Below are 13480 nucleotides of genomic sequence, written 5' to 3'. Positions count from 1 at the left end.
ATGTCCATTGCTCCTTGTATACATGTATTTTTGAAGTTTATAAAACATGGAGAATTTTATTCCATTCTACCATATGGTTTCTTGTATTTTCCTTTTTTTACAATTAAATCTATGGTATCTTCCAGTAGAGTAGCTCACGAAACGGATAAGGGGGAGAAGACGAATGAGGATCGTATCACTTAAAGAGATGCCGAAAGAGAACCTGGTTGAATTCTTCAATCGGCATTGGGGCATTCCGGAGATGGTCATTTCCAGTGGGATTTATGACTGTGCTGCTTTAGACGGATTTGCCTACCTGAATGAAGAAACCGTAATCGTAGGTTTGATTACATATGTGGTAAAAGAAGAAGAATGCGAGATTATTTCCCTTGATAGTTTGGAAGAAAAGAAGGGAGTCGGCACCGCACTGATGAAAGAAGTAGAAAAGGTGGCTGCCGGGAATCGATGTAAACGCATCACGCTGATTACGACCAATGACAATCTGCAGGCACTGAAATTTTACCAAAAGAGGGGCTTCATGATTTCAACTATTCACCGGTTCGCTGTGGAGAAGGCGAGAAAGGTAAAGCCTGAGATCCCCTTGATCGGGAATGACGGGATTCCAATTAGGGATGAAATTGAACTGGAGAAGGGTGTGACTCTGACGGATGGAAAATCGTAAGTGGCCAAAATGGGCTGTGGAAGCAATCGAGATTGAACCTCCAAACCCGGACTGGATCGAGGCGGGAAGAGCTGAAGTGAAGGAGCTCTTACACTCTTTGAGTCCCTTTGGTGTAAAGGAAGTAGAGCATGTTGGAAGTACCGCGATCCGCGACCTTCCTGCGAAGCCAATTATTGACGTGATGGCTATGATCCCATCCTTTGACGATCTTGACGAAATCGCCGGTAGACTTGCGGAGGATGAATGGCATTATGTACCGGCAGAGCTTGACAACCGGCCGTGGAGAAGGTTTTTCATAAAAGTGGAAAACGAAAAACGTGTTGCACATCTACACCTCATGCTGACAGGTGAACCAAGGTGGGAACAGCAGCGGTCATTCCGGGATCGTTTGAACGTAAATCCTTCATTAAGAGAAGAATATGCCGAGCTGAAAAAGCATCTGGCCCATCAATTTCCCGACGATCGGGAAGCCTATTCGGAAGGGAAAGCAGCATTTATTCAAAGAGTATTAGATAGCTCGGAAATGGGGGAGAGAAAATGAAAAAACGACTGCTGGTGATGATGATTGTAGTCACTGCATTCCTTTTAATGGCGTGCAGTGGGGAAGCGAAGCCAACAGGAAGTACAAAGCAGGAGGAGACTGGACAGGAAAGCAAAAAGGAAGATAGCGGGGGAGACACATTAGAAGAAGCACAAGCTGAAGAACCGGTCGATTCGGTGGACTTGGAAGACGCAGCGTCCCAGGATCAATCGAGCAGCACAGAAGACCCTCTGTCTATATACCCTTCAGAGAAAATCGAATACGCCCGCGTCTGGTTACAAGTGATCGGGAATAAAGGTGTAGGGGAACTGAATGTTCGACTTATTTCAGCCGGGGAGCAGCTGAATCCTTATGATGACAACAGCGTGGATTATCCTGAAGACGTCATTGTGTTAAGCGGGAAAATCACGGCAGATGGGATCGTCACCTATAGCGGTAATGGGGACGGCACGATTAATGTGTATGATGTACCTTCCCATTGGCCGAGTAGTGAGCAGATAGAGGGGTCAATGGAAGAGTATACGAAGGGGATTGTGGAGGATACGGAGCAGGTTTCGGTTGGTGCGGGGGAGGAAGACGAGATTATTGAGTTAATGGGTAAGTTGAATATGGAGGGTTGAGCCAAGGGAGCCATGGGGACAGGCACCTTGGGCTCGTTTTTGTATAAGAGCCACGGTACCTGTCCCTGTGGTTCACACAAAGAAACCTTACACGAATACAGGTATTGAAAATAACAGGAACAAAGGAGGTATGAAATATGAAAATCAATAGAATCGATCATGTGAGTATAAACGTACAGGATCTTTCAGAGGCTAAGGCGTTTTTTGTTGATTTAGGACTTGTAGTGCAAGCGGAATGGGAATTGGATGGAGAACAGTTGGACAGAATAGTGGGGCTTAAAGGTGTGAAAACGGCTTGTGTAGGATTGGGGATGCCAGATGGTCAGGCATGGATAGAGCTGGTCAAATTTTATACACCGTCAGATGAAAAAGGTATTCAGCAGCCTTTAGCAAATACGCTGGGAATCCGACATATTTGCTTTGCTGTTGAAGATATTGAAACGATTGTTGGCAATTTGAAAAAGAAGGGCACGGAAATCTTTAGTGAGATACAGCAGTACGAAGAAAGTTATAAGTTATGCTACGTTCGTGGTCCAGAAGGGATTATTTTAGAGTTGGCGGAGAAAATCAGTTAAATAGTGAATGGGACTTTAAATGATTTAGATCTCCACCTTTATTCTTGAATGATCGGGTGCTTTAAGAAGATGAGAACACCAGAACCAAAAGTTTCTGGTGTTTTCTATATCCCTAAAGACTCTCTAAATCTTTAAATGGGAATATAGCTGAATCATATCATAATGTTCCTACTGTTGAGCAACTAAATAGTTGCTTATACTTGACGGGCAACCAATAAGTTGCATATAATCAATATATGACTTGGGACAAAGACACTATATTCAAAGCACTTGGCGACTCGACTCGGCGGCTTATCCTGGATGAGCTTTCCGACCGCAACGAGCTGACGTTGTATGAACTTACGGCACGCCTCGTTATGAAGCACAACCTTTCCATTTCGCGACAGGCGATCACGAAACATCTTAATCTATTGGAAGATGCAGGACTCGTCATTTCAGAACGGAAGGGAAAATATCGAGTACTTATGTTTAACAAAGAACCACTTGAAAACTTATTGAAAGGATGGGTAGACTAATTTATCACAAATCGGTAGAAGATAAACTGCCATCGCAACGATTAAAGGAGGCCAAATGAGGATGAAAATTATAATCACCAGTATATTCGTTCAAGACCAGGACAAAGCATTAGCGTTTTATACGGACACCCTGGACTTTGTGAAAAAGCATGATGTTCCTACAGGAGCACACCGGTGGATTACGCTTGTTTCACCTGATGAACAGGACGGGACCGAGCTTTTACTTGAACCAAATGAGCACCCGGCTGCGAAAGAGTATCAAGAGAAATTATTCGCTGACGGCATCCCCGTAACGATGTTTGGAGTTTCGGATATTCGCAAGGAGCACGAGCGGTTAGTGGAAAAAGGTGTAACGTTTACGATGGAGCCAACCGCCATGGGAGATATCACGATAGCTGTCTTTGACGATACATGTGGAAACCTTATTCAGATGATACAGCAGTAATTTTTTATGACGATGTATAAAATGAATCGGAGCATTGAAAATTAGGTGGGATAAAAATGGACAGTCAAGTAAAGTTGGCATTTGAACATTCTAAGTCAGGCGATAAAGAAGAGCGTTATGAAGCCTACCAATATATATTAAAGGTAACTGACCGAAAAGTTGATTGGGCATATGAAGTATGGGATCAACTATTAGAGGACTTAACTCATAAAGATAACCATCAACGCTCTCGTGCAGCACAGTATTTAGCTAACCTAGCCATCAGCGATCCAGAGATGAGGATGATGAAAGATTTCCCCAGGTTGTGGGAAGTAACAAAAGATGAAAAGTTTGTGACGGCCAGGCATTCTCTCCAATCAATCTGGAAGGTCGGAATTGCTGGTACACCTCAAAAAGAAATGGTTATGGATTATATGGTTGAACGTTTTAAAAAAGGAACAGATGAAAAAAACTTTACTTTAATCCGGAATGACGTCCTTCAAAACATAAGGAATTTATATGATCATTTTAATGATGAGTCTATCAAACAAACCGCTTTAGATCTGATTGATACGGTTGACGACAAAAAGTACAAAAAAAAGTATATGGATATTTGGAAGTAATTCAGAGTCCTAACCCTTGTGGCCATTCTTCTACGTGCTGTAAACAACACGTAGAGGAATGGTCCTTTTTCATTAAATAGGGATAGGACAGTTGGAAAAATATCGGTTTATTCTATGAGATATTGGGGATTCTTCTTAATAGTAACGAAAGAGGAGTGGACGTATGGAGTTAGCTGGCAGAAAACTAAAAGACAGGGCAATGGCAGCAATGAATAAGTTCAAACACAATATGAAGGGGACGTACTATTCTATCGCTGATATTCCCACAGCTTCCGTTCAGGAGCTGGCGGATTTCATTCAGATACACCCCGACACAGATGAAATCAAGAAGCATCTTCTTGGCAACACCTATACCTTTTTTAGATTGAACGTGAACAACTATCGATTCTACTTAGAAACAACCAAGGGACGTATTTTACAACTGGATGGCACATTAAATGGAAAGGAATTGGTAACTTATCGATCCTACCGGGATTCTGATGATATACATTCACCAGTTAAATTGAGTTAAGAATAGGGAAATGGGCTTTCTTTTAGAAGAGGGTCCGTTTTTTTCGTTGTTGAAACCAAATGACAAGTAAAACGTATAATTTATATAGATGGAAATATTTGATTGATTGTACTTACCAAGCACGGGAGAAAGTTTTAATAAAAATACAATGGGGTGACGGTCAAATGAGAAACGAGCCTCTTAAATTAACTCTTATAATAATCTCAACTACAATTCTTTTATATCATACTTTTCATTTATTTTATCTTTGGTCAGAGATTCCAAATACAATCGCTATCCATTTTAGTAAAGGAGAACCTGATCAATGGGGTTCAAAATACTTCCTGTTCATCATGCCCATTGTAAGTATTTTAACCTGGTTCCTTATTCGATTAGTAGCCAAAAAACCGGAGAAGTTGAACTATGTTAATTTAACGGAGGGGAACAAAGAAATACAATATGCAAAAGCCGATAAAGTAATGGTACTCATTCAACACCTTGGTTCTATAACCTTTATATTTGCTAATGAAGCCTTTCTTAGAAATGCAGTTGGAATGGAGTCAAGATTGCCTTTTTCAATGGCCATCGTTCTATTGTGTATTTGTTTTATGGCCCCCATCTACCATTTATTCTGGGCAGCAACGTTGAAAAATTAGAGGATGTAAAGAAAGGAGCATACAATGAAACTATTGAAAAAAGGATTGATCAGAGGAGTCATTCCATTTGGTTTCTCGATCATCATTTCTCTGCTATGGAATCAACTCCAAGGGACATCAGCTATTTCAAACACATTCTTCTTTTATGGTCTGATTGCTTTTTTCTTGGGAATGGCAAGCGTCATATATGAAATTGAAAAATGGCGTTTCTTAAAACAAATTATGGTTCATTACTTGGCCATGCTGATGACTGTTTTTCCAACTTTACTTCTGAGCGGTTTTTATCCGCTTGATTCTTTCAGAGATGCAGTGAACGTATTTTTCCTTTTTAATAAGGTTGGAGTTATCTTATTCTTGACTACATATTTTATTTTTACATGGCGTAAAAGGGCTTATTTGAAAGCCCGGCACCAATAGGACATGAATGGGTCTGTTGCTTTCAAAAGCATAGAAGCATAAGAACCGTCCCCGTGCTTCAGAACCGTCCCCGTGCTTCAGAACCGTCCCCCTGCTTCCGAACCAAAATAATTAATGATAAGGGAACATTATGAATCCAATCTCACATGTTAAAAAAAGAAAATTAACACCAGACTTAGCACGAGGTTTTATGTTGTTGTTTATTGCATTGGCTCACGCGAATCAATTTATCTTTTCAACTGACCTGGGAGTTACGTTAACCGATCAGTTCACTGTATTTTTCAGGCAGGTTTTCATTGATGGACGTGCCTTCCCTTTGTTTGCCATCCTTTTTGGATATGGGCTCCATCAAGTGTATAAAGGGCAAGAGAGAAAAGGGACCACTTGGAAAGATACGAAAAAAATTTTCAGGCGTAGGGGAGCTTGGATGTTAGTGATAGGCTTTTTCCACGCCACTCTATTCTTTGCAGATATTATAGGGGTGTATGGATTTATCGCTCTCCTTTTTGCGAGTTTATTTCTTCGATTATCGACTAGAAAAAGCATCATTTTGACGATTTTTTTTCTAGTCTTAGTGGGCTTGTTTGCTCCGTCCATGCCAAGGGGCTTTGATGCATTAAATATGGAAGTCACGAATTCAGCCACGATTAAAGATCCCTTCGAGGCATCAATTACCCGAATGGTTGAATGGATGTTCTACACGCCTGTTCTGAGTTATCAAGTGATCCCAGGAGTGCTAATGGGTATTTTAGTTGCTCGTTTTCAGGTAATAGATCATCCTATAAGACATAAGAAGGCACTACTCACGGTTGGTATATTGGGACTTTTCCTATCGACGGCCGGCGGTATCCCGATGGCGTTGATGTCATCATTGTTTTGGACGAGTTACAGTGATGGATTGGAAGTAATGGCAAAGTCACTTCATACCATCACTGGTTATGCGGGTGGAGTAGGATGGACCGCACTGATTGGACTCTTTATCATTAAGGTAGAAGGGAAAAGCGGGCGCTTTACAAAGTCTATTGCTGCACTTGGACAACGTTCACTGAGTTTTTATCTATTTCAGTCCGTTCTGTTTGTTTTGATTTTGGCCCCTTATGCTGGAGGTCTTGGTGGACACATCAATCAATTATGGAGTGATGTGATTGCCGTATTGGTTTGGATTTTTACCGTAATAATTGCTCATTATATGGATCAACGGTCTATAAAAGGACCATTTGAGACTATTTTAAGGAAAAAATCAGCCATTAAACAAACCATAAATGTAGACAGTTAAATAAGTTGAAGGATGCGAAGAACCTCCGCCTAAGCAATGGGAGGAGGTTCTTTGCTGCTTATCTACACAACGGATGTTGTTATGAATGACAAATTTTTTCATCTGATTGAACAGGCTTAGAGGAAATGTCCGTCTAGGCCTTTTTGTATTCACGAACCTATCGCCCAAAACCATTGATTTTTGTCGAATGTTCGTGATGAATGGAAAGGATTTCCGATAAGGATGTCGAAGAATTAAAGAAGATTCTTTTTCTTAAAGGAGACCTGATATGTTTGAGACTGTCCATCATTTAATTTTGCATGTGGTATTTATCCTATTTACGATTCTTGCTTTTCAAATGGTTACGAATGGATCGGACAGCAATACAAAAGGGTTTTCCTTTAAGTTCTTTCTCATGAATCTTGCTATGTTACTGTTTACAATGATCTTCCCCGTTGTATACTCCAGCGGTTATGTGTACGATTTCAAAGTGATTCCCTTCATCCTTGCCTTTCTCTATGGTGGTAAGAGAATGGGGTTCAGTATGTTCATCGCCATGCTGTTGATTGGTTTATTTACCAACCATGTAATGACGTTTTTGCTCGTGAATTATGCGATCTATGGTGTGTTGCTGATCCCTTTATCGAAATGGTATAAAAGGTTGACTTGGAAGAACAAGATGCTCCTGATTTCCGTCTTTTATTTCTTCATCCCGGTTACAAGGTCCCTTTATTTAGTTCAGAACAATGAAATAGAGCAGCTCACGCTTGTCGCAAGCTCTACCTTGATCATATGGATTACGTTGATCCTTACGATTTATCTGATTGAAAACCGACTGGAACATAACAGGATAAAAAAAGAGCTTATGAAGGCTGAAAAGTTTACTATCGTCAGTCAATTGGCGGCCTCCGTTGCCCATGAAATCCGAAACCCCATGACGACCGTAAGAGGATTCATGCAGCTTCTGCAGAGAGAAACGTTAACGACTGAACAGAAGAGCTTCATCGACATATCCATACAAGAATTAGATCATGCCCAAGACGTCATTAATCAATACCTCTCCCTTGCCAAGCCGCAGACGGAGGAATACGAGGTGTTCAGTCTGACCGACACCATGAATGAATCCGTTGATGTGATGTCTACTTATGCTGTGATGAGCAGCATAGAAATCAAGAAAAACATTGAAGCTGGCCTGATGATCAAAGGAATAAAGATCGAAGTGAAGCAAGTGCTGCTCAACCTACTGAAAAATGCCATCGAGGCGGTAAAAGAAGATGGAGAAATCACGGCGAAAGCCACTTTACAAAACGACGGCCGGATTATGATCGTCATCCAAGATAATGGAGTCGGCATGCCACCTGACCAACTCAAAGTATTGGGCAGACCTTATTACTCGACCAAGGAAAAAGGGACGGGACTTGGTTTGACGGTTTGCTATCAACTTGTCAAACAGATGAAGGGGGAAGTACAGGTGGAAAGCGAGCGGGGAGTGGGGACGACGTTTCGGATATTCTTGCCTGGGAATGGATAGGGTGAGCTATGGGGACAGGTCCCATTGCACCACATAATCAAATATGGGTGTCTGCCCCCAGCACGGTAAAGCTTTAACGCCGGGGGCAGGCACCGTTTTTTTTTTACGCGTTTAATAGGATCTTAAGAAAAATTTAAGAATTCTCCCATACTTCTTTTAAGAAATTTCATTTACACTATCACACTTGAAGGTTTTTTTATGTGTAAATAAACAATAATTATAATCGATGATGAAATCCCTTTGGATATCTTCTCTCCAAAGAGTATGCTTATGAAAAAATAATAGAAAATAAATATAAGAGCCCTAAATGATTCCATAAGCTGCCACGAAGATTATCAAAAACAAGGGGGCAGCTAGTAAGAAAACGATGGAGATTTAGCGGATGTCACTATAGAAGGAGTGAAATAATGAAACCTTTATCAATTTTAGTAGCTGATGATGAGGAGGAAATTGCTGATCTGATTGCTATCCATCTAGAAAAAGAAGGGTACCAGGTGACGAAAGCATCGGATGGAGAAGAGGCTGTTCGTGTGGTCGAGACTCAGGTCATTGACTTGCTGATTTTGGATATCATGATGCCGAAAATGGATGGATATGAAGTCACCCGACGCATTCGGGATCAGCATAATATGCCCATCATCTTTTTGAGTGCCAAGACATCTGATTTCGATAAAGTTCAGGGCCTTGTCATTGGGGCAGATGATTATATGACGAAACCATTCACCCCGATCGAATTGGTTGCGCGTGTGAATGCCCAGCTGCGGCGTTTTTTGAAGCTTAATCAACCTAAGACGACTACAGAACGGAAAGGCTCCGTGGAAAGTGGTGGATTGGTTATTTCTCACGATCAGCGTAAAGTGACTCTATATGGTGAAAACATCGAACTAACGCCTAAAGAGTTTGATATTTTGTACTTACTGGCCAGTCACCCGGGGAAAGTATTTGGTGTGGAACATATTTTTCAGCAGGTGTGGGGGGATGCATACTTTGAAGGTGGGAATACCGTAATGGTCCATATTCGTACCTTACGAAAAAAGCTTGAAGAGGATAAACGGAAGAATAAATTTATCAAAACCGTTTGGGGCGTAGGGTATACATTCAATGGGTAAATTACTGCGAGGCTTCCGTTCGAAAATGATCTTATTGCTGGGACTAAGCATGCTGTTGTCTGCGGCTCTTACATATCTACTCTTTAAAGCACTCCAAATGTATTATTATTCAAATGTGAATTATGGAGATTCATTAGGTTATTTTCGCATTATCATACGAAATATTGGTGACTTCAACGTTTTTTTACTAGTATTCATCCTGCTTTCGATCTTCTTCTTCTTTTTACTTACAAAGCCTTATTCAGCCTATTTTAATGAGATTTCAAAAGGAATTCATTCTCTCGCCCAGGGTGACTTCAAGCATCGGGTTCAAATCGTGTCGAATGATGAGTTTAGTGATCTTGCCGAGAGCATCAATCTCGCCAGTGAAAAATTGGAACAAGCCATCGAAAGAGGGGACTTCTCGGAAAGTAGTAAAGAGCAGTTAGTCGTCAATTTAGCTCATGATCTTCGTACACCCCTCACCTCCGTTTTAGGTTATTTAGATTTGATCCTTAAGGACCAGAATTTGACGAAAGAACAAGTCAGACATTTTTTAACAATTGCTTTTACAAAATCTCAGCGTTTAGAAAGACTGATCGATGAATTATTCGAAATCACGCGAATGAACTATGGCATAATGCCCATTAAAAAAAATCATATAAATGTAAGTGATCTCCTTAATCAATTAAAGGAGGAATTGTACCCTGTCTTCGAGAAGAATGATTTGATCGCTAGAGTGAATGTGACTCCGCAATTACCTGTATTGGGTGATGGAGAGCTCTTGGCACGCGTGTTTGAAAATCTTCTTACCAATTCGAATCGCTATGGGAACGATGGCCAGTTTGTGGATATTAATGGCTTTATTGATTCCGGGAAAGTGGTTATTCAGATTGTGAATTATGGAGATCCCATCCCTCAGAATGAGCTGCCGTATCTCTTTGATATGTTTTACACCGGTGACAAAGCTCGAGCTCATCAAGGGGGCGGAACCGGGATTGGCCTCTTCATTGCCAAGAATATCGTGGAGCAGCATGATGGAACCATTACGGCCGAAAGTAGTATCATACGTACCATTTTTGAAGTGCGCTTGCCGCAGGATAGTGAAAAACCGAATGAATGATTTAAGAAAAATTTAAAATTTACCCCACTCTTTATTTAAAAAGTTTTCCCTACACTTATAAGCAACGAAGAGTAAGGAGGAAACAGCTAAATGAAGAAGTGGGGATTTTTAATATTATCCTGCCTGGGGTTAACGTTCGTCTATATGGGACCCTTGTCCGAACCAGAAGTAAAAATACAAAATCATGTTCAATCTGAAAATGGTATTGCTGAGGGTGCTGATACCCAAGAAATCAAAATAACAGAAGATCATATCTATCGAGGTGACCTGCTTTTGGTCAACAGTGAATATCCTGTGCACCAGGAAAGCATTCGATCGGATATTGTCAATTTATCTGCAAACAATGAACTGGCACAAGGGTACGTGTTGTTAGGCAGTGACATTTATTTATCAGAGGATATTGCCCATACATTCTCAGAGATGGTTGCTGCTGCTAAAAAAGATAGTCTTCGACATTTCGCCATTACGAGCGGCTTTCGGGGCTTTGATGAGCAAAGTGTTCTTTATGAAGATATGGGTTCTGACTATGCCTTGCCAGCAGGCTACAGTGAACATAATCTGGGCTTATCCCTTGATGTAGGGTCTACTCAAATGAAGATGGCTAATGCACCAGAGGGAAAATGGATAGAAAAAAACGCTTGGAAATACGGATTCATTTTACGTTATCCAGAGAATAAAACGGACATAACAGGAATTGAATATGAACCTTGGCACATCCGCTATGTTGGTTTCCCTCATAGTGCCATTATGAAGTCAAAGAATTTCGTATTAGAAGAATATATGGAATATCTAAAAGAAGAAAAAACGATTTCTGCTCGTGTACATGGGGAAAAATATGAGATTTCATATTATCCTGTTACTAAAAGTACGACCATCCATGTGCCTCGTGATCTTCGTTATGAGATTTCAGGTAACAATATCGATGGTGTGATTGTGACCGTGTTTCCTGATGCGGAATGAGACGAACGAAATGAATGAAAGGCATGATGGTACATGGCTAAAAAAACAGCACTCGTTTTGACAATTCTTCTTTTCCTTTCATTTTTATGGTGCCAATCTTTGGGTTAATGCGCGCTTTGGGAATTGTTTGCCTAGGTACATGAAGGATATGTTCTAAAAAAATTGAATTAATAGTAACTTAATGAATATGCAGGATACATTCACAAAGAATAGAGGGATAACCTATGAATATTATTCGTGCGAGTGAATCAGAAAGTAATAGAAGAAATGAGATGAGTACAATCTTTGTAGACGGCTTCTATCAATGGTTGAATTATTTTTCAAAAGATAAGGCTAAACTTTACAAGACATTTGCCCATATGTTTAATGAAGAGGTCTTTTATACGGCAGTAGTAGACGATCGTATTGCGGCTATAGCCGCTTGCACTACAAACAATATACCTTCTGTAAGACTGAAATATAGTGAATTTAGAAAGCACCTCGGCTTATTCATGGGGAGTATTGCTTATGTCATTCTCAAAAAAGAATTTGAGAAAAAGCAATATCCTTTTCAACTTTCTGAAAAGATGGGTGCAATAGAGTTTGTGGCAACGTCGGTAAAGTATAGAGGACAAGGTGTGGCAACTGAACTGCTAAAATCGATCATACATTCAACTTCATACGACGAATATGTCTTAGAGGTAGCAGATACCAACATAAGTGCCATCAAGCTTTATGAAAAACTGGGTTTTGCAGAGTTCATGCGTATACCTCAAAAGCACAGTGAAAAAAGTGGTGTCAATGATCTTGTCTATATGAAGCATGTGAAGGTGAAAGAAGTGGGGGACTAAAGAGCCTATGGAATGACTGATTTTCTGGAATAACAGGTTAGTACAATTAGCTCCGATACTTTAGAAGAAAAGAGATGGCATAACGGGTCCTGCTTAACATCATACTAGTAACAAAACCTTTAAACGGAGGATCATGTTGTGGAGAAAAAAATGTTAAGCGTACTCATTTCCTTATGCCTGATTTGCTTCCCATTCTTATTCAGGGGTTCTATGATGAAGCAAAACTTAATCGTTTTCTTTTCAAAGGGCGTTGTGTCCACTCTAGTTGATACATATGTTGTGTCGGAGAAACGTGTTGCCTATCCAATTCGCCCTTTTCCAGGAGTGTTTAAGACCAATATTGTTTTTGATATGTTGTTTTTTCCATTGTTGAGTGTGATCTGGGTTAGACAGACGTATAATGACGGGTTATGGAAGATCCTTTGGAAAAGTTTGACCTGGAGTGTTCCCATGAGTATTACTCAATGGTTTCTTGTGAAATACACAAAGTTAATCCAATGGAAAAAGTGGTCGGCATTTCATACCTTTGGTTATGTAAGTTTCACATTATTTATCATCAGGGGACTTGTATCCGTCGTTAAAAGATTGGATCAAGCCAAGAGTACTCAATATTAAATCGTTAACTTAAGGTTTGGTCATATGAAAAAGACTCAAAAACTAGAAGCGGTGTTATGGAGCATAGCATTTCCAGGCTTTGGGCAGCTGTTGAATGGTCATGTCATAAAAGGATTCTTATTTATTTTATTAGAATTCATCATTAATAGCATGAGTACATTTAATCTGTCTATCTTGTATAGCTTTCTTGGCAGAATCTCGGAAGCTGAAGAAGTAATCCACTACCAATGGATCATGTTTTATCCATGTGTTTACATGTATGCGATGTATGATGCCTACAAATTTTCAGATGGAGAAAATCCTCCGTTATCGTTTATTCCATTTGCCTTCGCTGCCTACTTTGTTACGGTTGGAATTATGTATTCCCCAAAACCATTCCTCTCTGTTCACTTTGGTCCGATTTGGCTGCCGATGCTTGCGCTGATTCCGGGACTGGCGGCAGGGTTTATCATTCGGGCCATTTTGTTGAGGTTTACCTCATTATAAATATCCGGTGCCCAATTATGTGGTCACCGGATATCATCCTGGCAGAATAGAGATTCAAATGTGCTTTTCT

Annotated in this window: 18 protein-coding genes; all 18 read left to right on the top strand. The window is 40.4% G+C overall.

From position 1 onward, the window contains the following. The first annotated feature begins 163 nt into the window (after window positions 1-163). Complete coding sequence (locus FZC88_RS09865; RefSeq protein WP_148994659.1) at window positions 164-661, top strand: GNAT family N-acetyltransferase; 498 nt, start codon at window positions 164-166, stop codon at window positions 659-661. Beyond that, complete coding sequence (locus FZC88_RS09860; protein WP_148994658.1) at window positions 648-1202, top strand: GrpB family protein; 555 nt, start codon at window positions 648-650, stop codon at window positions 1200-1202. The genes FZC88_RS09865 and FZC88_RS09860 overlap by 14 nt, the downstream gene beginning before the upstream one ends. After that, window positions 1199-1822, top strand: a complete 624-nt coding sequence (locus FZC88_RS09855; protein ID WP_148994657.1) for a hypothetical protein — start codon at window positions 1199-1201, stop codon at window positions 1820-1822. The genes FZC88_RS09860 and FZC88_RS09855 overlap by 4 nt, the downstream gene beginning before the upstream one ends. A 137-nt stretch (window positions 1823-1959) precedes the next feature. Further along, window positions 1960-2397 (top strand): VOC family protein, encoded by a 438-nt coding sequence (locus tag FZC88_RS09850; RefSeq protein WP_148994656.1) that lies wholly within the window; start codon window positions 1960-1962, stop codon window positions 2395-2397. Between the two features lie 236 nt (window positions 2398-2633). Next, entirely contained in the window at window positions 2634-2912 is a 279-nt protein-coding gene (locus tag FZC88_RS09845; RefSeq protein ID WP_148967713.1) for an ArsR/SmtB family transcription factor, read from the top strand. Between the two features lie 61 nt (window positions 2913-2973). After that, window positions 2974-3357: a VOC family protein gene (locus tag FZC88_RS09840; RefSeq protein ID WP_148967714.1), complete on the top strand. Its 384-nt coding sequence runs from the start codon at window positions 2974-2976 to the stop codon at window positions 3355-3357. Window positions 3358-3413: 56 nt separating this feature from the next. Continuing rightward, window positions 3414-3959, top strand: coding sequence for a hypothetical protein (locus tag FZC88_RS09835; protein WP_148994655.1), 546 nt, complete (start codon window positions 3414-3416; stop codon window positions 3957-3959). Between the two features lie 163 nt (window positions 3960-4122). After that, a complete protein-coding gene (locus FZC88_RS09830; RefSeq protein ID WP_148994654.1) occupies window positions 4123-4470 on the top strand; it encodes a hypothetical protein in 348 nt (115 codons plus the stop codon). Window positions 4471-4634: 164 nt separating this feature from the next. After that, window positions 4635-5105: a DUF1648 domain-containing protein gene (locus FZC88_RS09825; RefSeq protein WP_187443568.1), complete on the top strand. Its 471-nt coding sequence runs from the start codon at window positions 4635-4637 to the stop codon at window positions 5103-5105. A gap of 24 nt (window positions 5106-5129) precedes the next feature. Beyond that, window positions 5130-5522 (top strand): DUF3021 family protein, encoded by a 393-nt coding sequence (locus FZC88_RS09820; protein ID WP_148994652.1) that lies wholly within the window; start codon window positions 5130-5132, stop codon window positions 5520-5522. 193 nt (window positions 5523-5715) lie between these two features. Continuing rightward, window positions 5716-6798: a DUF418 domain-containing protein gene (locus FZC88_RS09815; RefSeq protein WP_187443567.1), complete on the top strand. Its 1083-nt coding sequence runs from the start codon at window positions 5716-5718 to the stop codon at window positions 6796-6798. A 268-nt stretch (window positions 6799-7066) separates the two neighbouring features. After that, entirely contained in the window at window positions 7067-8308 is a 1242-nt protein-coding gene (locus FZC88_RS09810) for an ATP-binding protein (RefSeq protein WP_148994650.1), read from the top strand. Between the two features lie 407 nt (window positions 8309-8715). Beyond that, window positions 8716-9417 (top strand): vancomycin resistance response regulator transcription factor, VanR-F/VanR-M family, encoded by a 702-nt coding sequence (vanR, locus tag FZC88_RS09805; protein WP_148994649.1) that lies wholly within the window; start codon window positions 8716-8718, stop codon window positions 9415-9417. Beyond that, complete coding sequence (locus FZC88_RS09800; protein WP_148994648.1) at window positions 9410-10519, top strand: HAMP domain-containing sensor histidine kinase; 1110 nt, start codon at window positions 9410-9412, stop codon at window positions 10517-10519. The genes vanR and FZC88_RS09800 overlap by 8 nt, the downstream gene beginning before the upstream one ends. Window positions 10520-10609: 90 nt before the next feature. After that, window positions 10610-11479, top strand: a complete 870-nt coding sequence (gene vanY / locus FZC88_RS09795) for a VanY-A/VanY-F/VanY-M family D-Ala-D-Ala carboxypeptidase (RefSeq protein WP_148994647.1) — start codon at window positions 10610-10612, stop codon at window positions 11477-11479. A gap of 224 nt (window positions 11480-11703) precedes the next feature. Then, complete coding sequence (locus FZC88_RS09790; protein WP_148994646.1) at window positions 11704-12309, top strand: GNAT family N-acetyltransferase; 606 nt, start codon at window positions 11704-11706, stop codon at window positions 12307-12309. Between the two features lie 213 nt (window positions 12310-12522). Next, a complete protein-coding gene (locus tag FZC88_RS09785; RefSeq protein WP_316247532.1) occupies window positions 12523-12924 on the top strand; it encodes a CBO0543 family protein in 402 nt (133 codons plus the stop codon). Between the two features lie 24 nt (window positions 12925-12948). After that, the gene (locus FZC88_RS09780) at window positions 12949-13410 is read left to right on the top strand and encodes a hypothetical protein (RefSeq protein ID WP_148994644.1); all 462 of its coding nucleotides are present in this window, start codon (window positions 12949-12951) and stop codon (window positions 13408-13410) included. Window positions 13411-13480 lie beyond the last annotated feature (70 nt).

This window comes from Rossellomorea aquimaris, assembly GCF_008180865.1.
GTDB lineage: Bacteria > Bacillota > Bacilli > Bacillales > Bacillaceae_B > Rossellomorea > Rossellomorea yichunensis.
The sequence above is the reverse complement of the archived record's forward strand: the minus strand, read 5'-3'. Positions and strand labels throughout refer to the sequence as shown.